This window comes from Nocardia tenerifensis NBRC 101015 (assembly GCF_000308715.1).
Taxonomy (GTDB): domain Bacteria; phylum Actinomycetota; class Actinomycetes; order Mycobacteriales; family Mycobacteriaceae; genus Nocardia; species Nocardia tenerifensis.
Genome location: NZ_BAGH01000193.1, coordinates 1 through 20,837 on the forward strand (window position 1 = coordinate 1; position 20,837 = coordinate 20,837).

The window sequence follows — 20,837 nt, forward strand, 5'->3', positions numbered from 1 at the left end:
ACCCATGAGTTTCGTTGGGAGAGTGCTTTGTTCGTCAGTTCCAGGTAGCGGTCGGTCCAGTGTCGGATCGGATCGATGTGTGCGGCGAGGGCCTCGCGTGCCTGCTCCGCCAGGGGGCCGCTGGTCCACGGTTGGGCAGTGCGGGCGCGTAAGTCCTCGGCGAACTCGGGGCCGACCTGCGGGGTCCACGATCGCAGACCGTCAGGTGGGGGAGTGCGATGCAGCGCGTCCAATGTGCGGACGACTTCCTGAACATGCCGGGGCTCGCGGGCCTGCGCCTCGGTCGGGCTCCGGCCTTGCAGCCACGGCGTCACGCTGAGCGCGCCGGGCCCGACGTCGACGGTGAACCGTCCGGATCGGGCGGGCAGCGGTGCGCACACCGCGGGCAAGCCGGTGGCGGCCAGGGCGGCGGCACCGGCGTAGGCGCCCTCCAAAGACGCCGCCGTATGCCGGGGCGCCAACTGGTCCAGCGTGACGAACACCGTGGCGCCCCCGCCGCTCACCCGCCAGTGGTGTGCACCGAAACCCCAAGGCAGGTAGCCGATTTCGGTTACTTCGGGCAACCAGTGCGCGGCGACCGCGTGCGCGATCGCGTCGTCGTCGATGAATGCGGGGCGGGAGAGCACAAGATCGAATGTTAGAAGGTATGCGGACACACGACCACGGGTTTTTCGCTGTACCGCCGGGCCGGACATCGTCTTCGGCCGGAGGGAGTAGCGAGCGCACCGATGAGTTTCCGACGCCTGCTCCGTCGACAGTCATGAGCTCATCACCGCATAGGAGAAAACATGACCCAGACCTCGTCTGTCAGCACGCACACCCTGGACGTGCCCGGTGCCCGCCTGCACTACGAGCTGCGCGGGAGTGGACCGTTGATCGCACTGGTCGGCGCCCCGATGGACGCCGCCGCCTTCGCCCCGGTGGCCGACCTGCTCGCCACCGACCACACCGTGCTCACCATGGATCCGCGCGGGCACAAGGGCAGCGTGCTCGACGACCCCGAACAAGACTCCACCCCGGAACTGCGCGCGGACGACCTGGCCGCGATCCTCACCCATCTCGACGCGGGCCCAGCCGTGGTGTTCGGCTCCAGCGGCGGCGCGGTCACCGTGCTCGCGCTGGTCCAGGCCTACCCCGAGCTCCTGACCACCGCGATACCCCACGAGCCCCCGCTGAACGTCGTGCTCGACAACCACGACGAATTGCGCGCGAGCACAGCGGATCTCGTCGCCACCTACGCGAGCGGCGACACCCTCGGCGCGTGGCGAAAGTTCTTCGCCAACGCGAACATTCAGATGCCCGAGCCGGTGCTCGAGCAGATGTTCGGCGGCGACCGCGATCCGGCGCAGGTGGCGAGCGAGCGCTTCTGGTACCTGCACGAGATCGAGGGAACCGGTTGGTGGGAGCCGGATCTCGCGGCCCTGCGCGCGACGCCGGTCCGGGTGATCCCCGCGATCGGCGCGGACTCGGCCGGCCAATTCTGCGACCGCACGACCCGCGCGCTCGCCGAACAGCTCGGCCTCGAACCCGCCCTGTTCCCGGGCGGCCACGCCGGATTCGTCGAGGACCCAGCCACTTTCGCCGAGCGGCTGCGGGCGGTGCTCGGCTGAGGACCCCCTGAGGTTCTGGACGGCGGCGCTGCCCCACCGCCGCCCAGAACACGCACCGAGCGGCTCGATGAGGAGGCCGCCCGGCGTCACCGCCCGCGTGGTCCGGCACGCGGGCGCCGACGATGGATCAGGTGAGGCCCCTGATGAATTCGGCCAAATACTGTCCGCTGTAATCGGGTTTGCCGTTGTTCTGCACCGCGGCCGCGCCGATGGTGTCGATGTGGGTGTAGCCGGGCAGGGTCTCCACCTGAGCGGTGGCGCCGGTCGGAATCCAGGTGCCGACGCCGTACTGCACGACACTGTCGCCCGCGTAGGCGACGAAGTTCGGCTTGGTGCGACTCATGTTGTGGTAGCGCAGATTCGCCATGTCGCCGCTGCGCGCGCCGGTGAATCCGGCGCCCAGATCGATGATCATGCGCAGCGGAAAGTAGGTCTCCCAGTACGCCGTCGGCGCGCCGGTGCCCAATTGCCTTGCCACCTCGTGGATGTCGGCCGTTTCCCGGTTCGGCGCGGTCCACGGGACGCCGGCCACGTCGTTGTAGTCGCGCCACGTGTAGAGCACGCTCCGGTCGGTCGGCGCGACGCGCTTCTGCGGTCCCGCGCTGATCCGCAGATAGTTGCCCAGCACCGGAATCTGGGTCGCCCCACCGTCGTTCGGGAAGGTCTTCTCCTGCACCGGGCCGCCCGCCAGCGCGCCGACGCCCTGCTGGAGCAGGGCGAAATTGCCGGAGTTGTTGTCGATGAACGTGCCGAGCAGCGCCGCGTTGGTGAACCGATAGTCGCGGATGGTGCCCTCGCCGTCCGCGCCGCCGGTCGCCACCGCCGCCCAGCTCTGGCCGAACATGGTGGTGAGCGTCGCCTCGACCTCCGGATCGTGCAGGTGCGCGAGCAGCTGGCTCTCCTCGTCCGGCGCGAGATGGGCCGCGAGCCCGGCGAGTCGATACAGCATCATCGCCTTGGTGCCGATCGCCGGCACCGGACCCATGATGCGCATCGGCAGCACGCCGCTGTCGAAACCGGCCTTGAGCGCGTTGTTCGCCGGGCTCATCAGCGCATCGGTGAGATCGTGGAGGAACGGCGTGTTCTGGATGGCGGCCGGGTCCGAGGAGACCATGGTGTCCTGGGCGGCGAACGCGGCGCACTGGTTGTAGCGCGCGTCGGCCTGGGTGCCGGGGTCGCCGTCGAAGTCCCAGTCCGCGAAGAATCCGGTGACCAGCCCGCCCATCGAGATGCCGGTGCAGACGTACTTGCATTGCCGCGCAACCTGATCCGGGATCTCGTGCAGCATGATCTCGTACTGGTCCCTGATCACCCGCTCCACGCCGATCGAGTCGAGAATCGGCAGGTCCTGGGATTTCTTGAAGCCGGGAAAGGGGTGTCCGTCGATCGGCTTGCCGTTGAAGTAGTAGTCGACGGCGTCCAGGTAATTCCCGGTGCGCAGGGCGTAGTCGAAGCCCGCCGTCTCGTCCAAGCAGGCCCCGCGCCGCGCCAGCGACCAGAACTCGATGGTGCGGCCGAGGGTTTTCGCCGAGCGCACGGTGTTGCCAGCGACGCCCTCGGAATTGACCGCGCCGCCGGACAAGCCCTGCTGCTGCACGACGACCGCGTCGGCGTCGCGGGCGTCCTCGGGGCCGCCGATCGGGCGGTAGCGGAGGTAACCGGTGCGGTCGCAAGCCGCCGGGTGCGGGGGTGCGCCGGCCGGTAGCGGCAGCCGGAAGCTGACGTAGGACACAAGGATTCCGTCGCGTGTCGCGATCGGTTGTTCTTGGCGGTCCGTCGCCACCGAGGTGGGTGGTTCGGCGGCCGCCGGTCCCGGGGCCACCAAACCGGCGGCGGCCACCGTGATGACCACCGTTGCCGCCCAACCATTTCGGCGGGCGTTGCGCCGCCGACCCTGCTGTATCGACCGTCCGAGACGCTGTGTCGCATATGCCACGATCACTGACGTTGCCATGGGGGATCGGCGGCGTCACTGGGAGATTTTTCAGGAGTTGATGGGGATGTTCATGCATTTCGCCAAGGGTGGCGGACGATGCGGCAGAGTGTCTGGCTTGCGGCTCAGACGGTTGAGCAGGCTCATCGCCAGGGCTGTTCAATCGGCATGGTCGCCGGGAGAGCTCTGCGATCGGATCGGCCTGCGTATCCCTTGTCTCCTCGCAACTGTGCCGCAACAGCCTCCGACGCGCCGAGGCAGTGAACAGACTGTCTGGTCGCATCCCTCGATTACAGTCGCCCCCATGCTCCGCGTATGGGTGTTCGCACTGGTCACTGCGGTGACCACCACGTGGGTCGCCGTTCCGGGCCAGCCCTCGGCCGAGGAGCCTGCCGAGCGTGACGTGATCGCGCAGATGTTCGGCTGGAACTGGCGATCGATCGGACGGGAGTGTCAGACAACGCTGGGCAAGCTGGGCTACGGCGCGGTGCAGACCTCACCGGCACAGGAGCATTCCCTCTGGCCGGACAAGGGTTTTCCGTGGTGGCAGAGCTACTCGGCGGTGTCGTACAAACTCGACAGTCGTTTCGGCTCGCGCGAGGAGTTCGCCGCCATGGTCCGCGGCTGCCACGACGCCGGGGTGCGGGTTTATGTCGACGCGGTGATCAACAATATGTCCGCGCTGGACGGGTGCGGTGTCGGCAGCGCGGTCACGCCGTATTGCCACGAGTGGTATCCGGCGGTGCCCTACGGCGAGCGCGATTTTCACCACTGCGGGACGCCGGGCAATGCAGTCGAGGACCTCACGGACCGTGCCCAGGTGTTCACCTGCCGGTCGTTCAACGGGGCGGATCTGGCGACCGAAGACGACTCGGTCCGGGACCGAATCGCCGGTTATCTCAACGATCTGCTCTCCCTGGGCGTCGACGGGTTCCGTATAGATTCGGCCAAATATGTCCCGCCCGAAGACATCTCGGCGATCGAGGCCCGGCTCATCCGCCCGGCCTACGTCTACCAGGAGGTCATCTACGGCTGGGGTGAGGCGGTACAACCGGAGGAGTATCTCGCCACCGGTGCGGTAATGGACCTGCGTTACGCGGGCACCCTCAGCGCGATCTTCCGGCAGGGCCGCCTCGCCTCGCTGCGCGAGTTCGGCTCGGCCCTGCCCTCCGACAAGACCGTCGTTTTCGTGGCCAACCACGACACCGAACACAACGGCTCCACCCTGACCTATGCCGACGGCGACCGATACGCCTTGGCGAACGCGTTCATGCTCGCCTGGCCCTACGGTCGCCCGAAAGTGCTCAGCGGCTACGCATTCCGCGGTTACGACGAACCGCCGCCGTCCGACCCGCTCGGCCGGGCCATGGACGCCACGTGCGGAGACGGACACTGGCTGTGCGAACACGCATGGCCCGGCATCGGCGGCATGGTCGCGTTCCACGAACGGGTCCGGGGGCAACCGGTGGTCGGCTGGTCCGACAACGGCGGCAACCGCATCGCCTTCGGTCGCGGCAGCGAGGGGTACCTCGTGCTCAACGGCGAGGACTTCCCCGAGTCCGGCGACTACCACACCACTCTTCCCGCAGGCCGGTACTGCGACGTCCTGCACGGCGCTCTCGAGGGCGGAGCGTGCACCGGCCCGACCTACCAAATCGACGACGCCGGTGTACTACACGCCGATATCGCCGCCCAGTCGGGAATCGCTTTGCACACAGGCGCAGTCGCGGCCGGGTGACGAGGGCGCCCAGGCCCGACGCACCTGCGGTCGCCGCTGCGTTGTGAGGTGCCCAGTGCCCGTACGATGTTGGAGGGCAAGGCCCTACTCGCTGCCCTCCTGAAGTCGGCCCAGCCCACGGCTGCGACTGCCGGACAGGTGTTTTCGGCGTGGAAGCGCATTCAAGGGTCAGCCGTCGGCGGGGGCGCTTGCCAGCGTGTCCACGCTGTACGGCAGACCCTGACCGACTGCCCAACTCTCGGCGATCCGGCCGTTGTCGATTCGGAAGATCTCCATCATCATCGGCCGCGGGCCGTCATCGGCGACCGGGATTCCTTCGATGGACGATCGAACAGCGACCTTATTGCGGTCGACCAGAACATCTTCGGCGACAACGCGTATGCCGGGAAATTGGGCAACGAGACTGCGCCAGGCACTCTTGCCCGCTTGAAACCCGGTGGCGCCTAAAACGTGGCTGAAGCAGTCCGGGGTGTGCAAGTCGTCGGCTTGGTCGAATTGCCGGGTATTGAAGCACTCCTGCATCCGCAGTACGACTTCGCCGGCGTCGTCCATGGTCATGGCGGCTTCCCTTCGGGTGATCGCCGAGAATGTGAGAGCGGCGCGGAGATAAGCGGTGCGGCGCCCCGGTTATGCGACCAAGCATACGGGGCGATGCCCCGGTTATGCTAGGTCGCACGATGACCTCCCAACCACCCCAACACCTTCCGGCCGAACACAGCACCGCCCGGCAGTTACGCGCAGACGCGCGCCGCAATCGAGAATGCGTGTTGCAGACTGCCCAGCGGTTGTTCGCCCACCACGGACTCGGGGTCTCGCTCGATGAAATCGCCCGCCGCGCCGGTGTGGGGCCGGGCACGGTCCATCGGCACTTTCCCACCAAAGAGGCGCTGTACCTTGCTGTCTCGATCGATCAGCTCGAACACCTCGTCGCCGAAGCCGCGGCGTTGGCCGCTACCGACGATCCCGCCGCGGTGTTCACGCTACTGGCGCGAATGATCGCCAACGGCGCGGCGAACTCCGCGGTGAAAAGCGCGCTCAGTGCCGCGGAGTTCGATATGCGCACCGCCGCGCCGGGGGTCGCGGAGGATCTGTCCAGGTATGTCGCGGACCTGCTCGATCGTGCACGCGCGGCCCGTGTCGTGCGCGACGATGTCACCGCCGATGAGGCGATGGCGCTGGTTGCCGGAGCCTTCGCCGCGATCCACCATGCCGACGCCCAAGCCAGCGCCGGCCGTTCGGCGCACCTCGCTGAGATCATCCTCGACGGGTTGCGCCCGCGAGCGCGGTAAGCGTTGCTGCGACTGGGGGCAAATCCGCACGCCCGCAAGAACACCCCGAAATACTTGTTCGAGTACCTGAGTGTGTTGCCAGGCGTGCCTTCGTCGCCCCGTCCGACGGTATCAGCCGCTACGACCTGTGCCGCGTAGTCCGCGGCGTGACCGGCGCATGGGCTTCGCTCGTTCATTCGGTCGGTGCGTGCTCGCCCTGCCCATGTTCGATCTCAGGGCCGATCACGGCGGACCAGTAGCGCTCGGCGGACCGCATGATGTCGTCGCCGAGTTGTTCGAGGAACCGGCCGGCGAGAGCGAGTCGGGCGCCGGTGGGCGTGCCGGTGCCGAAGAGGGCGGCGCCGCGCTGGGCGGTGGCGGCGACCTGCTGGTTGGCGCGGGCGCTCACCACGGCGGAGCGGATGCCCGCGGCTTCGTCGAGGAAGTATCGGTGGCGTCTGCTCTGGCCGTCGCGTTCGCGACGGACCAGCCCTTGGTCTTCCAGCAAGCCGACCGCGAGGGAGATGGTTGCCGGGCTGACTCGCAACTGCCGCGCCAATTCGGCTGCGGTGTGACTACCCGTCTCGGCGGTGAACAAGCAGGCCATCACGCCGGCGGCCGTGCGCGGCAGGCCGGTTTGGCGCAGGGCCGCGGTGAAATCGCTGATGAACGCGGACTTTCGGACGGGGTCGGGATGCGCGCTCACCGGTCGTGTCGCCGGTGGTCGGCGCCGGGCGCGGTGGCTGGTCGCCAGCTGTGCGAGTTCCGCGCGATACCGGGCCGGCCCGCCGTTGCGCGCGATCTCGCGGCTCACCGTCGAGGTGGGGCGACCCAGGCGTCGGGCGATGGCGGCATAGTCCAGCCCCTGTGCCAACCCCGCGGCGATCTGCCGCCGATCCGCCGCGGTCAATCTGCGTCCCGGCATGCGGCCCGGCTCCTCCGCTCGCTCGTCTCGACGACAGTATGCGTGCTGCTCCGATGTGGTTGCTACGCACCGTGATCGATGTGCATTAGCAGGCATTGTCATTGCAATCGCCGATTGCACAGGTGAACAGGGCAAATAACCCGAATCGTGAAGGCCTCACCGTTGACTGGCTTTCGACTCGACCCTAACGTTCGGGATCTGCACCAGCACAACATCATTCGGTGGCCCTCGGGCACCGGTAGGGGAGATCACATGCGCGCCAAGGGCATCACCTACGACACCGGCTTCACCCCGGGTGGGCGGAGTTCGCGGCCCGATTTCGACGTCGACCAGGTGAAACAAGAACTCCGTGTCATCGCCGAGGAACTGCACTGCGACGCCGTACGCATCACCGGCGGCGACCCCGAACGACTCACGGTCGCGGCTCGACACGCCATCGATGCTGGACTCGAGGTCTGGTTCTCCCCGTTCCCGTGTGAACTCTCCCTCGCCGAACTGCCGCCGTACTTCGCCGACTGCGCGATCCGCGCCGAGGATGTCGGAGCGCACGTCTTCGTCACCGGTTGCGAACTGAGCTTGTTCGCCGCCGGTCTCCTCCCCGGAGACGACAGCCTCGCCCGAATCAAGAATTTCACCAGCGGCAACCCCGTCACCGCGGCCGAACTCGCCGATCTCTCCACGCGGATCGACTCCGTGCTGGCCGACGCGGCCGCCGCGGTGCGCGAACGATTCGGCGGCAAGCTCACCTACGCCTCTGGCACGTGGGAGGACATCGATTGGTCACCCTTCGACCTCGTCGGTGTCGACGCCTACGTCGATCCGGCGGATCCCGCCTTCCAGCCCGGCCTACTGGCCTATTTCCGGCACGGAAAACCGGTCGTGGCAACGGAATTCGGCTGCTGCACGTACCGCGGCGCCGCCGCACGCAGCGGCATGGGCTGGGCCATCCTCGAAGAAGGCGCCGATCCGCCCCGCCTGGACGGCGACTATGTCCGCGACGAGGACGAGCAGGCCGCCTACCTGCGCGAGCTCTTCGAAGTCTTCGACGCCGCGTCGGTGGACACCGCGTTCTGGCTCACCTTCGCCGGATACACCTATCCGCACCACGCCGATCCCCGGCTCGACCTCGACATGGCCTCCTTCGGGGTGTGCAAGGTGATGCCCGATGGGTCCCTCACGCCGAAACGGTCCTTTCATGCGTTGGCGCAGATTCGCTGACATGCGCTGCGGTGGGGGAGAGTTCCAGGTCGGTCCGAAAAGGGCTGCGGACGCCGATGGCAGGAGCGGCGACATCCGGTGTGCTCGCGACGGAGACCGCGGGATCCAGTGCTGAGCAGATTCGAACTGGTTGATCGAAGCCGTGAGTGTTATTGCTGCGCTGGCGATTTGACGAGCAAAGGCGACTTCGGGCGGGTGACGACACTACGGCGCGAGTCCGACGACGGCCTCCAAGTCTTCGAGGCCGGCCAGGTGCGCGGCGAGTTCGCCGCGTTCGGCTTCGGTGAGGGGAACGGCGCGGGCGCGGGTGAGAGCGTCGACCGCGGCGGTGGTGTCGCCGGTGCGGAGGGCGAGTTCGGCACGGTAGGCCAGCGCCTCGACCAGTTCGGCGGCCGGTGCGCGATCCCGCTCCCGGGCCAGCGTCGCGTCCAGGATCTTCGCCGCCTGCCGATTGTCGCCCTTGGAGTCGCCGAGCACGACGGCGTTCTCCAGCGCCCTGGCCAGCACGCCGACCGCGGGCGCATCGATGTCCGGCGACGAGAAGATCCGGATCCAGTTCCCACCGGGGTCGATCACCGTGAATCCGGAGTAGTTGTCGGCGTTCTTGCGTTTGCGCGGCCGGGTCATCCGCGGGATCCCGGAGACCAGGAGCTTGCCGTGGACCGCGCGCATGCCCGCGGCGAACGCCTCGAAAAGCTGCTGGGTGTCGGGCACGAGGACTACGCAACTGCCGTAGGAGTCCTCGGGTCTGAAGTCCGCCAGGCCGAAGAACTGTAGCTGAAAGTCCTCTCGCCGCAGGCCCACGCACGGGTACGGGCGGAGCTGGTAGTAGGTCTGGGTGAAGCCGAGCATGGTGTAGAACTCGACGATCTCGTCGATGGATCCGCAGGGAAGCAGCGGGACGGTTATCTCGTGGGCCATGACATTGCTCCGTCTCGAAGGGAACGTTTCGCCGATGCCGCTAGTCGGCCGGGTGTGCGGGGAGGCGGGTGGGGGAACCGGGCTCGCCGGCCATGCTGAACGCGCCCGCTTCGAGACGGTCGATCAGTCGCCGGGTCCACTGGGCGCCGGTGTCGGCGGTCGCCAGCCACAGCGAGATGACCTCGCCCACCGGGCCCCACGCGTCCAGTTCCGTGTCCGCGGGCAGGTATGCGGTGATGCCGGTGCGCCAGTCGCGCATCGCCTCGGCTCGGGTGCGCAGGACCTGCAGGGCCTGTTCCCGGGGCAGGTCCTCGATCAGGCCCACCGCGGCACACAGGACGTCCAGCCTCGGCTCGCGGTCGGCCAAGGCCCGGCGCAGGAGGTCGAGGTATTCCTGTTCGCCCGTGTCGGTCAGCTCGTACTCGATTCTCGGTGGGCCGCCGGCGTCCGAGGGGTCCGTATCGGAGGTCGCCGCCAGCAGGCCTTGTCCGGCCATGCTTTTGAGCGCGTGATACACCGAACCCGATGTGGCAGTGGACCATTCGTGTGCGCCCCAGGACTCCAGATCCGCGCGGATCTGATAGCCGTGGGCGCGACCGCGTCTGCGTAGCGCGCCCAGGACCAGAAGTCGTACCGGCTTCATCTGACCCCTTCCCGCTTCTAGCCAAATTTGGCTAATGGCGGAAGCGTACTCCGCCTCGGGCGTACTAGCCAAATTTGGTTATGCTGCGGGGAGCGCCGGGCTGAAATTGCTTCGACCAGGTCCACCTTGTCCGGTACGCTCGCGGATTGTTTGTGGCCGTGAGGTTTGGTTCCAGGCTGAGAGTGGGTTCGTCGATGGCTTGTCGTATCAGTGAGTTGGTGCTCGGTTGCCGCGATCCGGAGTTGCTCGCGCGGTTCTGGTGCGCGGTTCTCGACTTCGTGGTGCTGGACCGCGAGGAGGACGGGACGCTGGAGATCGGGCCGCGCGAAGGGTTCGGTGGACCGCAGCCGACCATCATCCTGAGTCGGCGGGACGAGCCGGAGCCCGGGAAACTGCGCCTGCACATCGACGTCAATCCGACCGACCGGGATCAGGAAGCCGAGCTCGAACGCCTGCTGGCGCTGGGTGCGCGCCCGGCCGACATCGGGCAGACCGGTGCGGAGCAGTGGCATGTGCTGAGCGACCCGGAAGGTAATGAGTTCTGCCTGTTGAAGGCTCGGCTCAACCCGCTCTGAACGGCTGTGCCGAAACAGCTGTCCCGCATCGGAACTGCGCCGACGCTGATTGCCGCAGTCGAACCGCACCGAAGTCACCTAGCCGCAGCTCGGCTGCGTCGAAATCGACTGGCACGCGCAGTACCCGCTGAGCCCGTGGTCGGGCGCGGACACAGGCCGGTACCCGTGGTACGCCGCCAAGGTATGGGTCATTCCGTTCGTGCTCATCTGATTGCGCGGCGCCCTGTACCGCTAGCCCGCGCGTCCGATACCGGCGCGACGCGGGCGCGTCCGCGATGGCAAGCTTGCGGCATGGTGATCACAGAATGAGCCGCGGCGTGTTGGTAACGGGTGCGTCGCGGGGAATCGGGCGCGCTATCGCCTTGGCGTTCGCGGAGATCGGCGAACGGGTGGCGGTCCATTACGCGTCGAGCCGAGACGATGGCGAACAGACGCTGCGCGGTTTGCCGGGCGAAGGACACGTGCTGATCGGCGGGGATATCGGGTCCCCTGAGGCCGTGGCGCAGATCGTGGAGGCGGCGATCGAGGGGCTTGGCACGATCGACGTGCTGGTCAACAACGCCGCGGTGAATCTCGCGCACCCGGTGGCCGGAACCGACTACGCCGAGTGGCAGCGGACGTGGCGAAAGACCATGGACGTCAACGTGTTCGGGACCGCCAATATGTCCTACCGCGTCGCCCGGCACATGATCGACAAGGGCATCGCGGGCCGGATCGTCAATATCGGCTCGCGCGGCGCTTTCCGCGGCGAACCCGAGTACGCCGGCTACGGCGCGAGCAAAGCCGCCGTCCACGCGCTGGGCCAGTCGCTCGCCGTCGAACTCGCGCCGCACGGAATCGCCGTCGCCTCCGTCGCCCCGGGCTTCGTCGCCACCGATCGAGTCGCCCACCGCGTCACCGACGAGGTCCGCACCCAGAGCCCGTTCGGCCGCGTCGCCGCCCCCGCCGAAATCGCCTCCGCCGTCCGCTATCTCGCCTCACCCGAGGCCACCTGGACCTCCGGCTCCGTCCTCAACGTCAACGGCGCTTCGTACCTGCACTGAGCCCGGTCGCGGGTGCTTCGGCACCCGCGACACCCCCTCGCCGATCCGGCCAGGACAAAGCATGTCCGTGACGCCGAGGCGCGCGGGCCGACCCGAGCGCGGCGATTTGCGCAGCGATCGGATCGAAGCTGAACACGGCGACTGATCACCCATCGGGGGAATGGTTGCCAGAAGACGACTGACGTCACAATCCCTTTCGCAGAGGCTTTATCCAACTCTGAAAATACCTGGCCAAGTACGTTTTTCGCGACTAGAATTCGAACATGTCTTCGAGTAGCCCATCCGTCGCCGACCCCACGGTCGAGAAGGCGTTGTGCACACTTGAAGCCGGACTTCACCAGATCGCCAATCTCCGCACCGACGCCCTGTCCAACCGTGATCGACTGACCATGATGCAACGGCTGGAAAACGTGGCCCGCGCACTGCCCGGATTCAGCGTCGACCTACTCGCCCAGCTACGCGAACAATGGTCGCCCAACGACTTCGCCACCGACAGCGTGATCGACACCCTCGCCGACGGACTCCGCATCAGCCCCGCCGAAGCCCGCGCCCGCTGGCGCGCCGCCGACGATCTCGCGCCCCGCACCGGCCTGGACGGAGACGTCCTCGACCCGATGATGCCGCAGACCGCGGCCGCCCAACGCGAGGGCGTGATCGGTGGGGCGCACGTGAAGGTCGTACGCGAGTTCATCCAGCATTTGCCCGCCTGCCTGGACACGCTCACCCGCGATCAAGCAGAAACCGAATTGGCCACACACGCACGGGTATTGCGGCCTGACCAGCTCAAGAAGGTCGCCGAGCGTTTGGACGCGATCCTCAACCCCGACGGCGTATTCAGCCCCAGCGACCGCGAGCGGCGTCGCAACTTCACCATGGGGCGGCAGGGCCCGGACCTGATGAGCAAATGCACCCTCGTCGCCGACCCTGAGTTGCGCACCTATCTCGAGGCCGTCTTCGCCAAATACGCCAAGCCCGGCGTCTGCAACCCCGAAGACTCCACCCCGCACGTCGATGACGAGCCGAGTACCGAAGCGGTAGAACAGGACTTCCGTACCGCGGGCCAGCGTCAACACGACGCGGTCAAAGCGGTGTTCCGCGCGATGCTCTCCTCCGGCGAACTCGGCCGACACCGCGGATTGCCCGTCTCGGTCATCGTGTCCATGACACTGAGCGAACTCGAAAACGCCGTCGTCGACATCCAGCAGTCCACCGAGCATCCTGAGCTGCGCGCCTACGGGCCGCCAGTGGTCACCGGCGGCGGAAGCCTGCTGCCCATCCACGACGCGATCCGCATGGCCGCCCACGCCCACCACTACCTCGCCCTGTTCGACCACCGCAGCGGTCGCCCCCTCTACCTCGGCCGCACCAAACGAATCGCCACCGGCGACCAGCGCATCATCCTGCACGCCAAAGACATCGGCTGCACCTACCCGGGCTGCGCCAAACCCGGCTACCTCTGCCAAACCCACCACCGCACCGAATGGTCCGGCGGCGGTACCACCGACGCCGACCAACTAGCCTTCGTCTGCGAACCCCACCACCGCCTCGCAGGCACCACCTCCAACACGTGGACCACCACCGCCACGCCAGCGCACCACCCCGAACCCGGCCGCACCCAATGGATCCCACCCGCCCACATAGACCCGCAACGAACGCCCCGAGTGAACCATTACCACCACCCGGGTGAATACCTCACGCGCAGGACCGAACACGCTAGCCGCCCAGGCTGACGGTGGCTCTCGACGCGGTCGGCGGCTCTAGTAGAAGGCCGCATGCCCGTCACATTCACGCGAGACGGACCGCCGCAGTACCGGCGTGGTCCGGCCCTCAGGGCGGATCGAATCGGCCCGCTCGGTTGCAGGCGGCGCATGGCCATCAAAGCTGGAGAACGTCGGCATTGCCGTTCGCGATCTCGAAGCAGCGATCGCGTTCTCACCGACCTCGGACTCACGGTGGTCGACCGTGACACGGTCAGCGGCGAGTGGACCGATGCTGCCGTCGGCCTCGATGGCACCCACGCCAATATCTACCCCACAGCGATTGAGTCGGAGCCTGCTCGCCCCAACGAGATCGGCCTGCCCCGCGTCGCGTTCTCAGTGGATGACATCGACAAAGCGCTCGAGATAGCCGCGGTGGAGAAGCTACTAGGTGAGGGCTCCGGCATGCCGCCCTTCGCTCGCCTTTCCGCGTCGGAGGGTGAGTACCAGCGCGAGGGACAGGTATGCTGCGGCGATCGCGAGGTTCAGCGCGCTCTGCCCGGTTTCGCCCTGGTCGAGGCGGTTGAGGGCGGCGATGGTGATGACACCCGCGCCGAAGTAGAAGCCAGCCGTCAACGCCGGTTCGGCGATACGCCGGGGCAGGAACGCCGCGACCAACAGGACCAACGAGAAGGCGAAGTCGGGACCGGCGAAGATATTGTCGGTGCGGTAGGCGGCGTTGAATATCAGCGCGGCGATCAACCAGACGCTGACCGGGACGGCGGCGATCCTGGCAAAGGTTATCGTGGGCATGTCTGCTCCAATCATGTTGTGACCGAGGTCGATTCGCCGGATCGTCAGCGGCCCGGTGGCTCCGGCTCAGCCAGGTGGAGGATCGAATCGACCAGACCCGGAAATCTGGTCTCGAGTTCGGTGAGCCGCGAGGTGTTCACTCGCTGCCGGCCACTGTCGAATTGACGGATCAGGCCGGCGTTGCGCAGCACCTTGAAGTGATGACTAAGCGTGGACAGGGCAATGCCGAGGTCGAAGGTGCCGCAGGGGCGGTCTCCTTCCTCGATGAGCATCCGCACGATCCGCCGCCGCGTCGGGTCGGCCAGCGCCGACAGCACATCGTCGATCGCCACGTCGTCGATATCGGGGTGGTCGACCGACTTCCAGCGCCCAACGGGCACGACGCCTCCTGCTACGCGAACTCTTCGAAAGGTCTCGAAGAGATGCTAGCGCGTGGGCACATCTCTTCGATAGAGATCGAAGAGATGGTCAGCTCCTCGCCCGACGGTGGAATGATCGGGACCATGGCGGGTCGACGGGTCGCGTTGGTGACGGGGAGTTCTCGGGGGTTGGGGAGTGCGATCGCGCGGCGGCTGGCGGGGGAGGGGATGGCCGTTGCGGTGAATGGGCTGCACGATGCGGAGGTGGCGGCGGTTGTGGGTGCGATCCGCGAGGAAAGTGGTGTGGCGGAGGGGTTTTCGGGTGATGTCACCGATGAGCGTGGCGTGCGGGGACTGGTCGCGGCGATCACCGAGCGGCTCGGGCCAGTGGACGTGCTTGTTCTGAACGCGACCGGGCCGCAACCGGAAGCGCCGCTGACCGAGGTCGCGTGGTCGGATCACCTTGCGCAACTGGACTTCTTCGTGAAGAGCCCGATCCTGCTGGGTAACGAGATCATCCCGGGCATGCGGGAACGCCGCTACGGCCGGATCGTGCACATCGACTCGGAGGTGGCCGACCGTCCGCCGCCGGGTCGCTCCGCCTACGCCACGGCCAAGAACGCTCAGATCGGACTGGCCCGCAGTTGGGCCCGCGAACTGGCCCCGTTCGGCATCACCGTGAATACGGTCGCCCCCGGCTTCATCCCCGTCGAACGCCACGCCGACGTGCCCGCCGCGGTCCGCGACGCCTACCTCGCCACCGTCCCCGCGGCCCGCATGGGCACCCCCGACGACATTGCCGCCGCCGTCAGCTTCTTCGCCTCCGCCGCAGCCTCTTTCATCACCGGCCAACGCCTGGTGGTGGACGGCGGCCGCGCCCTGATGTGAACCCCGCACCCTTTGTCGAGATCCGCACCCTCTCTAGACGCCTAGAAGGAGTGCGAGTCCCTAGAGCTGGTGCGGGGTTTGGGGGAGTAGGCAGCAGCGGCACTCTTCGCCGGAGTTTGTGTCCCTATGGGCTTGTGCAAGGAGTGCGCATTTCGTGAGGGGGTGCGGATCGGGGTCAGCGGACAGCAGCCGCAACCCTTGTGAGGATCCGCACCCTACCTCTAGACGCTTGCAAGGAGCGCAATCCCTAGCGGCAGCGCGGATTTCGAGGTCAGTCCTCGGGCAGGCGGTCGTCGACGAGGGTGTCCAGGTGGGTCGAGAGGTCGTCGACCAGGCGATCGAGCAGTCGCACGAGATCGCGCTGCTCGGGTTCGGACCACGCGGACAGGGCTCGGTCGAACCAGTCATCGATGACCTGCAGGTAGCGGCCGACCAGCTTCTCGCCGTTGGGGGTGAGGGTGATCAACCGGGCGCGCTGGTCGTCGGGGTCGGGCACGCGCCGCACCAACCGCCGCCGCTCGAGACCGTTGAGCTGGCGAGTGACGTGCGGGCCGGCGACCTGCATGCGCGTGGCGATCTCCCCGACCCGCAGGGGGCGCCCCGCCGATTCGAGGATCACCAGGATCGTCAGCGCCGGCCGCTCCAGGGTGATTCCGGCTGTGGCCGTGGCGATCTCGAACAACTGCCCGCGGCCCAGCGTGGCGCTGAGCTGGCTCATGCGCGGCAGCAGCCCCTTCAGGGTGTTGTTGTCGCTGCTCATGTCCACTCCTTGGTTATCTACCTAAGGTAGGTATACGGTACAGGTAATCCGATCGGTCCAACGGGGATGTCAGCGGCCGAAAAATAGATACCTAAGGTAGGTATATTATGGTGAAAGATGCCACGCTCGATGTGCTGATCGTCGGCGCCGGTCCGACCGGGCTCACCCTGGCGATCGACTTGGCCCGCCGTGGTGTCGACTGCCACCTCGTCGAACGCACCGAGGGCCCCCGTACGGCATCGCGGGCCAAGACGATCCAGCCGCGAGCACTGGAGGTCGCTGACGACCTCGGTGTCATCCAACAAGTGCTGGAGCTGGGGCAGGTGCATGTGCCGACCCGTCACTACGACCGTGACCGCGTGATCTCCGAAGGGGTCTCGACCGCGCTGGGAATGTCCGATCCGGGGGTGCCGTATGCGCCGGTGTGGTTGTCGCAGCCGATGTTCGAACGAATCCTGCGCGATCGGCTGGCCGAACTCGGCGGCCGGATCGAATGGGGAACCGAGGTGACGGCCGTGGCGCAGACCGACGACGCCGTAGAGGTCACCGTGAGCGGGGCGGCCGGGGAGGGCCGCATTCGCGCCCGCTATGTGGTCGGCTGTGATGGCGGGCGCAGCGTGGTGCGCAAGCGAAGTGGCGCCGCACTCGAGGGCGTCTCCTATGGTGAGCACCGCTGGTGGCTCGGCGATGTGCACATCACCGGCCTGGACCGGCACTGCCAGCACGTATGGATGAGCCGCGAGCACGGGATCCTGTCACTGTTCCCGCTGCCCAGCACCGACCTGTGGCAGTTCCAAGCCTCGGTTCCCGCCGATGACTCCGATCCTGCGGCACCGACCCTCGACCTGTTTCGGCGCTTGTTCACCGAACGCGCCGGGCTGGCGGAAGTCACCATCGACGACGCGGGCTGGTTGTCGCTCTACGAAATCAATGTCGCCCTGGTTGATCGGTACCGGATCGGGCGGATCTTCCTCGCCGGGGACGCGGCCCATGTGCATTCGCCCGCGGGCGGGCAGGGCATGAACACCGGTATCCAGGATGCCTACAACCTCGGCTGGAAACTCGCCGCCGTCCTGGAGGGGGCCGCCGAAAGTCTCTTGGACACTTACGAACTCGAACGCCGCCCCGTCGCACGCGCGGTGCTCGACGACAGCACCTCCCGCCTGCACTCCCTCATGCGGTCCGCCGGCGATGGCTCCGGCGCCGCCGCGGTCGCCGGACTCACCGACGATTTCACCACCGGGCTCACCATCGCCTACACCGAAAGCCCGCTCAGCGAACCAGGATTGGACTATGCCCGCGTTCGCGCCGGAGACCGCGCTCCCGACGCTGTCGTCCTCGACGCCTCGACCGGGCGCGAGGTCCGAGTCTTCGATCTACTACGCGGCACGCACTGGACAGTGCTCAACTTCGACCACGGCAGTCCCGCACGCCGCAATGGATCCCGCAGCCCCTTCGCCACCGCGCCCAAGACCATCCGGATCACGACCGATACCACCGCGACCGGCCCTGACACAATGATCGACCTCGGCGGCCGCGCTCATGACAGCTACGACATCACCGGCGACACCGCGATCCTGATCCGGCCCGACGGGTACATCGCGGCCCGCACCGAGGCGTGAAGCCATGGCGCGCACCAGATGCCGGGCGCCGCCGACTTAAGACGTCCGAAACTTCTCCGGCCACTTTCGCAGTGTCACACCCAACGCCCGAACGGCATCTTGTGTCCATTCACGACAGTGACAACACTCTCGACAGCAAGGACGAAGTCATGGAACCCGTTTCACCCTCACCGACAGTGCTCTCGGCGCCAAATTCGCCAAGCGGTTCGGCAACGCCAGCATGGTCATCGTCGGATCGACGCTGCCCAAGACCCCACAGGACCTGATGACGCTGCGGGTCAGCCAAATCAACGGCTGCGGCTGGCGCACCGACGTACACAGCAAGGACCTCGCACACGCGGGGGAGCCCGCCGTGCGCATCAATCTGGTCGCCGCGTGGCGCGAGGCCTCGGTGTTCAGCGACGCCGAACGAGCCGCGCTGGCACTGGCCGAGGAGGGCACCCGGCTCGCCGACGCCCACCAGGGGGTATCCGATGAGACCTGGGCGCAGGTGCGCAATCACTACGACGACGACCAGATCGCCGCACTGGTCGCCCTTGTCGCCCAGATCAACGCCGCCAACCGGCTGGGCGTGATCGTGCGCCAGCAGGGCGGCTCCTACGAGCCCGGCATGTACGCCGAGATCACCGGCTGATCAGCGAGCGAACCCGGTCCAGGAGACACGACCTGGATCGGACCGCGGTGCGTGTCCCGCGACCGGCGGACTCAGGGAGGGTCTGCGACGCAGCGACTTTCCGCCAACTGCGCCACCTACCGGGGTTCCGGTAGTAACCGCCGGAAAAACCAACGGATACGGCGTAGCTGCTGGTCAGCGGCGGCGTTCGGCTCCCGGGCCCAGGATCGAGGTCAGCTCGCGCATCGCCTGTGGGGACGGTTTGAAATAGCGGCGCAGGTTCTCGGCTTTGCGGTGCCGGGACTTGGCCATCAGTTCCAGCAGGCTGGCCCCGGATTCTCCGAGGTGGGTCAGGCCGGAATGGCGTAGTTCGCGAAGGTCCCAGCCGGTTCCGGGTCCGTCGATGGCGGTGGCAGCGTCGAGTAGGTCGCGGGCCTGGTCGTAGGACAGCCGGGCGAGGCCGGTGATGGGGCAGACGTCGCGGTCGGCGAGGTACTTGCCGGGCCCGGGTCGGCGGTGGGTCACGAACACGGGGCCGCAGGTGCGGTCGCGGATGAGCCGGGGAAGCAGGCGGGCGGTGCCGGCGTCCCAGTACACGTTCTCGAGGACGTGTTCGTGGTGGGCGGCGCCGCGCCGGCGGATGCGGGGTTTGGCGCCCTTGGACTTCACCGCCGCGGTGCGGCCGGCGAGGTCGAGGTCTTCGATGTTGACCTGGAGTAGTTCTTCGGCGCGGGCGCAGGTTTCGTACAGCATCCGCCACAGCGTCTTCTCGCGCAGGTGGATATCGCGGCGGGCGATGAGCCGGTCGATCGCGGTGCGCGAACGGACCGGGGTCTCGGAGTCCGGTGGTGTCGACCGCCCGGCCGAGGCCGGGAGGGTCGGTACGGTCCAGCCCTGTTCGGCGCACCAGCTCAGCCATTTACCGACCGCGGCGCGGCGCGCGTTCCAGGTGTTGACCGCCGAGTTGCCCCACAGGGTTTCCAGCGCGGCGCCGATTTCGGCGTCGGTGACCGAGTCCAGGGCGCGGCTGTGCCCGATAAGCCCATCGGGGCCGCGGCCGTCGAGTTGGTCGACGGTCTTGACGATCGCGATGCCGTAGGCGCGGCGGGTGTTGGCCGAGCCGATGGTGTCGAGGAACGTGTCGGTGGCGATGCGCAGGGTGCGTGTCGGCGGGGCGGTGCGCAGCCGGGTCACCTTCGCGGCCATCGACGTCCACCTTCCGGCTTGCCCCGGATAACGGGGCTGCTTCGTGTACGCGGCGGAGCGGGTCCGCCGCAGGTCGGGTTCCACGATACCCCGGATAACAGAGCATTATCCGGGGTATCACTGCTATCGTTGCGCGGTCACAGCCAGACGCGTACCGCCGTTCGCCGCAGTCATTGATGCCACGCCATCGGATGACAGAGTCGGCCAGAGTCTCTCGGGGCCCGCGCCATGAGCAATGCCGTCCTGCCTACCGCTGCCTCCACCCGGCCGGGTGGAGGCACCTTCGTCGTTCCCGGGTAGCGCCGAGTCCGCCGCGATCATGGAATATCGTGCCGGTCATGACCACGGATGACTGGTTGGCCGACACCCGAACCTCTTATGACACGGTCGCGGTCAGCTATGCCGACCAAGTGCGCGGCGCCCTCGCCGGACACCAGTACCTTCGCGCGGCTCTGGCGTTGTTCGCCGACAGCGTGCGGACCGCTGGCGGCGGACCGGTCGCGGACGTCGGCTGCGGCCCCGGTGAAGTCACCGCCCACCTGCATCAGCTCGGTGTCGACGCCTTCGGTATCGACCTCTCCCCGGCGATGATCGACGTGGCCCGGCGCGACCACCCCGGCCTGCGGTTCGAGGTGGGCTCGATGACGGAGCTGAACCTGCCCGTCGCTTCGGTGGCCGGCCTGCTCGCCTGGCAGTCGTTGATCCACATCCCCGACGACGAGGTGCCGACTGTATTCGGGCGCTTCCACCGAGCATTGCGTCCCGGCGGACCGTTGCAACTGCTATTTCACGTCGGCGACGAGTCGCTGTTGAAGACGGAGGGCTACGGCGGTCACCCGATGAAGGTCCATGTCCACCACCGTCAGCCGAACCAGGTGGCATCCTGGCTGCACGATGCCGGATTCGTGGTCGAGGCCCAGATGCTGCTCGACCCGGATGCGAAAGCTCAGCAAGCGATTCTTTTCGCACGCAGTAAGTCCTGACCTCTGCATATGTCGGGCTCGC

20 protein-coding genes and 2 pseudogenes are annotated in these 20,837 nt (G+C 67.3%); 12 read left to right on the plus strand and 10 right to left on the minus strand.

Annotated elements, in window-relative coordinates:
- Positions 1–626, minus strand: a 626-nt coding sequence (locus ON39_RS16285; protein WP_051186706.1) for a phosphotransferase, incomplete at its 3' end; no start/stop codon positions are given.
- A gap of 162 nt (positions 627–788) precedes the next feature.
- Here ON39_RS16285 and ON39_RS16290 point away from each other — a divergent pair.
- Entirely contained in the window at positions 789–1,610 is an 822-nt protein-coding gene (locus ON39_RS16290) for an alpha/beta fold hydrolase (RefSeq protein ID WP_040735007.1), read from the plus strand.
- Between the two features lie 127 nt (positions 1,611–1,737).
- Here the strand turns inward: ON39_RS16290 and ON39_RS16295 are convergent, their stop codons facing one another.
- The gene (locus ON39_RS16295) at positions 1,738–3,546 is read right to left on the minus strand and encodes a hypothetical protein (RefSeq protein ID WP_246002631.1); all 1,809 of its coding nucleotides are present in this window, start codon (positions 3,544–3,546) and stop codon (positions 1,738–1,740) included.
- Positions 3,547–3,847: 301 nt separating this feature from the next.
- Between ON39_RS16295 and ON39_RS16300 the strand changes: the two genes are divergently transcribed.
- Complete coding sequence (locus tag ON39_RS16300) at positions 3,848–5,281, plus strand: alpha-amylase (protein WP_040735010.1); 1,434 nt, start codon at positions 3,848–3,850, stop codon at positions 5,279–5,281.
- Positions 5,282–5,449: 168 nt separating this feature from the next.
- Here the strand turns inward: ON39_RS16300 and ON39_RS16305 are convergent, their stop codons facing one another.
- The gene (locus ON39_RS16305; protein WP_051186707.1) at positions 5,450–5,839 is read right to left on the minus strand and encodes an ester cyclase; all 390 of its coding nucleotides are present in this window, start codon (positions 5,837–5,839) and stop codon (positions 5,450–5,452) included.
- Between the two features lie 206 nt (positions 5,840–6,045).
- Here ON39_RS16305 and ON39_RS16310 point away from each other — a divergent pair, with 206 nt between their 5' ends.
- Positions 6,046–6,570 (plus strand): TetR/AcrR family transcriptional regulator, encoded by a 525-nt coding sequence (locus tag ON39_RS16310; protein ID WP_040735012.1) that lies wholly within the window; start codon positions 6,046–6,048, stop codon positions 6,568–6,570.
- 172 nt (positions 6,571–6,742) lie between these two features.
- Here ON39_RS16310 and ON39_RS16315 read toward each other — a convergent pair whose 3' ends face one another.
- Complete coding sequence (locus ON39_RS16315) at positions 6,743–7,474, minus strand: GbsR/MarR family transcriptional regulator (protein WP_051186709.1); 732 nt, start codon at positions 7,472–7,474, stop codon at positions 6,743–6,745.
- A 252-nt stretch (positions 7,475–7,726) separates the two neighbouring features.
- Here ON39_RS16315 and ON39_RS16320 point away from each other — a divergent pair, with 252 nt between their 5' ends.
- Positions 7,727–8,692 carry a glycoside hydrolase family 113 protein gene (locus ON39_RS16320; RefSeq protein WP_040735013.1) on the plus strand — a complete coding sequence of 322 codons (966 nt, stop codon included), beginning with the start codon at positions 7,727–7,729 and terminating at the stop codon, positions 8,690–8,692.
- Positions 8,693–8,896: 204 nt separating this feature from the next.
- On the opposite strand, the gene ON39_RS16325 is transcribed toward ON39_RS16320, so the two are convergent.
- Together ON39_RS16325 and ON39_RS16330 are read right to left on the minus strand one after the other, a co-directional pair.
- Positions 8,897–9,613 carry a DUF8817 family protein gene (locus ON39_RS16325; RefSeq protein WP_040735015.1) on the minus strand — a complete coding sequence of 239 codons (717 nt, stop codon included), beginning with the start codon at positions 9,611–9,613 and terminating at the stop codon, positions 8,897–8,899.
- Positions 9,614–9,653: 40 nt separating this feature from the next.
- Positions 9,654–10,256: a PadR family transcriptional regulator gene (locus ON39_RS16330; RefSeq protein ID WP_040735016.1), complete on the minus strand. Its 603-nt coding sequence runs from the start codon at positions 10,254–10,256 to the stop codon at positions 9,654–9,656.
- Between the two features lie 194 nt (positions 10,257–10,450).
- On the opposite strand from ON39_RS16330, the gene ON39_RS16335 reads away from it, so the two are divergent.
- The 4 genes and pseudogenes from ON39_RS16335 to ON39_RS50585 all read left to right on the plus strand — a co-directional run.
- Positions 10,451–10,831 (plus strand): VOC family protein, encoded by a 381-nt coding sequence (locus tag ON39_RS16335; protein WP_040735018.1) that lies wholly within the window; start codon positions 10,451–10,453, stop codon positions 10,829–10,831.
- 317 nt (positions 10,832–11,148) lie between these two features.
- Positions 11,149–11,874, plus strand: a complete 726-nt coding sequence (locus ON39_RS16340; protein WP_246002632.1) for an SDR family NAD(P)-dependent oxidoreductase — start codon at positions 11,149–11,151, stop codon at positions 11,872–11,874.
- A gap of 263 nt (positions 11,875–12,137) precedes the next feature.
- Entirely contained in the window at positions 12,138–13,604 is a 1,467-nt protein-coding gene (locus ON39_RS16345) for an HNH endonuclease signature motif containing protein (RefSeq protein ID WP_051186710.1), read from the plus strand.
- Positions 13,605–13,710: 106 nt separating this feature from the next.
- A pseudogene (locus tag ON39_RS50585) lies at positions 13,711–14,006 on the plus strand (VOC family protein); the annotation flags it as partial.
- A 12-nt stretch (positions 14,007–14,018) separates the two neighbouring features.
- On the opposite strand, the gene ON39_RS49655 reads toward ON39_RS50585, so the two are convergent.
- Together ON39_RS49655 and ON39_RS16355 are read right to left on the minus strand one after the other, a co-directional pair.
- Positions 14,019–14,384, minus strand: coding sequence for a hypothetical protein (locus ON39_RS49655; protein ID WP_040735021.1), 366 nt, complete (start codon positions 14,382–14,384; stop codon positions 14,019–14,021).
- Between the two features lie 44 nt (positions 14,385–14,428).
- A complete protein-coding gene (locus ON39_RS16355; RefSeq protein ID WP_040735023.1) occupies positions 14,429–14,764 on the minus strand; it encodes an ArsR/SmtB family transcription factor in 336 nt (111 codons plus the stop codon).
- Between the two features lie 123 nt (positions 14,765–14,887).
- Here ON39_RS16355 and ON39_RS16360 point away from each other — a divergent pair, with 123 nt between their 5' ends.
- Positions 14,888–15,631, plus strand: a complete 744-nt coding sequence (locus ON39_RS16360; protein ID WP_040735057.1) for an SDR family NAD(P)-dependent oxidoreductase — start codon at positions 14,888–14,890, stop codon at positions 15,629–15,631.
- Positions 15,632–15,902: 271 nt separating this feature from the next.
- Here ON39_RS16360 and ON39_RS16365 read toward each other — a convergent pair whose 3' ends face one another.
- Positions 15,903–16,391, minus strand: a complete 489-nt coding sequence (locus tag ON39_RS16365) for a MarR family winged helix-turn-helix transcriptional regulator (protein ID WP_051186711.1) — start codon at positions 16,389–16,391, stop codon at positions 15,903–15,905.
- Between the two features lie 107 nt (positions 16,392–16,498).
- Between ON39_RS16365 and ON39_RS16370 the strand changes: the two genes are divergently transcribed.
- Together ON39_RS16370 and ON39_RS16375 are read left to right on the plus strand one after the other, a co-directional pair.
- Complete coding sequence (locus ON39_RS16370) at positions 16,499–18,013, plus strand: FAD-dependent oxidoreductase (protein ID WP_040735027.1); 1,515 nt, start codon at positions 16,499–16,501, stop codon at positions 18,011–18,013.
- Positions 18,014–18,170: 157 nt separating this feature from the next.
- Positions 18,171–18,647, plus strand: a pseudogene (locus ON39_RS16375) (carboxymuconolactone decarboxylase family protein); the annotation flags it as partial.
- A 174-nt stretch (positions 18,648–18,821) separates the two neighbouring features.
- Here the strand turns inward: ON39_RS16375 and ON39_RS16380 are convergent.
- Positions 18,822–19,832 carry a tyrosine-type recombinase/integrase gene (locus ON39_RS16380; protein ID WP_051186712.1) on the minus strand — a complete coding sequence of 337 codons (1,011 nt, stop codon included), beginning with the start codon at positions 19,830–19,832 and terminating at the stop codon, positions 18,822–18,824.
- Positions 19,833–20,170: 338 nt separating this feature from the next.
- Here ON39_RS16380 and ON39_RS16385 point away from each other — a divergent pair, with 338 nt between their 5' ends.
- Positions 20,171–20,815: a class I SAM-dependent methyltransferase gene (locus tag ON39_RS16385; RefSeq protein WP_040735029.1), complete on the plus strand. Its 645-nt coding sequence runs from the start codon at positions 20,171–20,173 to the stop codon at positions 20,813–20,815.
- Positions 20,816–20,837: the final 22 nt, after the last annotated feature.

Coding starts and splice junctions, on each gene's coding strand:
- ON39_RS16290 (WP_040735007.1), top strand. CDS start 789: ATGACCCAGACCTCGTCTGTCAGCACGCACACCCTGGACGTGCCCGGT.
- ON39_RS16300 (WP_040735010.1), top strand. CDS start 3,848: ATGCTCCGCGTATGGGTGTTCGCACTGGTCACTGCGGTGACCACCACG.
- ON39_RS16305 (WP_051186707.1), bottom strand. CDS start 5,839: ATGACCATGGACGACGCCGGCGAAGTCGTACTGCGGATGCAGGAGTGC.
- ON39_RS16315 (WP_051186709.1), bottom strand. CDS start 7,474: ATGCCGGGACGCAGATTGACCGCGGCGGATCGGCGGCAGATCGCCGCG.
- ON39_RS16320 (WP_040735013.1), top strand. CDS start 7,727: ATGCGCGCCAAGGGCATCACCTACGACACCGGCTTCACCCCGGGTGGG.
- ON39_RS16325 (WP_040735015.1), bottom strand. CDS start 9,613: ATGGCCCACGAGATAACCGTCCCGCTGCTTCCCTGCGGATCCATCGAC.
- ON39_RS16330 (WP_040735016.1), bottom strand. CDS start 10,256: ATGAAGCCGGTACGACTTCTGGTCCTGGGCGCGCTACGCAGACGCGGT.
- ON39_RS16335 (WP_040735018.1), top strand. CDS start 10,451: ATGGCTTGTCGTATCAGTGAGTTGGTGCTCGGTTGCCGCGATCCGGAG.
- ON39_RS16345 (WP_051186710.1), top strand. CDS start 12,138: ATGTCTTCGAGTAGCCCATCCGTCGCCGACCCCACGGTCGAGAAGGCG.
- ON39_RS49655 (WP_040735021.1), bottom strand. CDS start 14,384: ATGCCCACGATAACCTTTGCCAGGATCGCCGCCGTCCCGGTCAGCGTC.
- ON39_RS16360 (WP_040735057.1), top strand. CDS start 14,888: ATGGCGGGTCGACGGGTCGCGTTGGTGACGGGGAGTTCTCGGGGGTTG.
- ON39_RS16365 (WP_051186711.1), bottom strand. CDS start 16,391: ATGAGCAGCGACAACAACACCCTGAAGGGGCTGCTGCCGCGCATGAGC.
- ON39_RS16370 (WP_040735027.1), top strand. CDS start 16,499: ATGGTGAAAGATGCCACGCTCGATGTGCTGATCGTCGGCGCCGGTCCG.
- ON39_RS16380 (WP_051186712.1), bottom strand. CDS start 19,832: ATGGCCGCGAAGGTGACCCGGCTGCGCACCGCCCCGCCGACACGCACC.
- ON39_RS16385 (WP_040735029.1), top strand. CDS start 20,171: ATGACCACGGATGACTGGTTGGCCGACACCCGAACCTCTTATGACACG.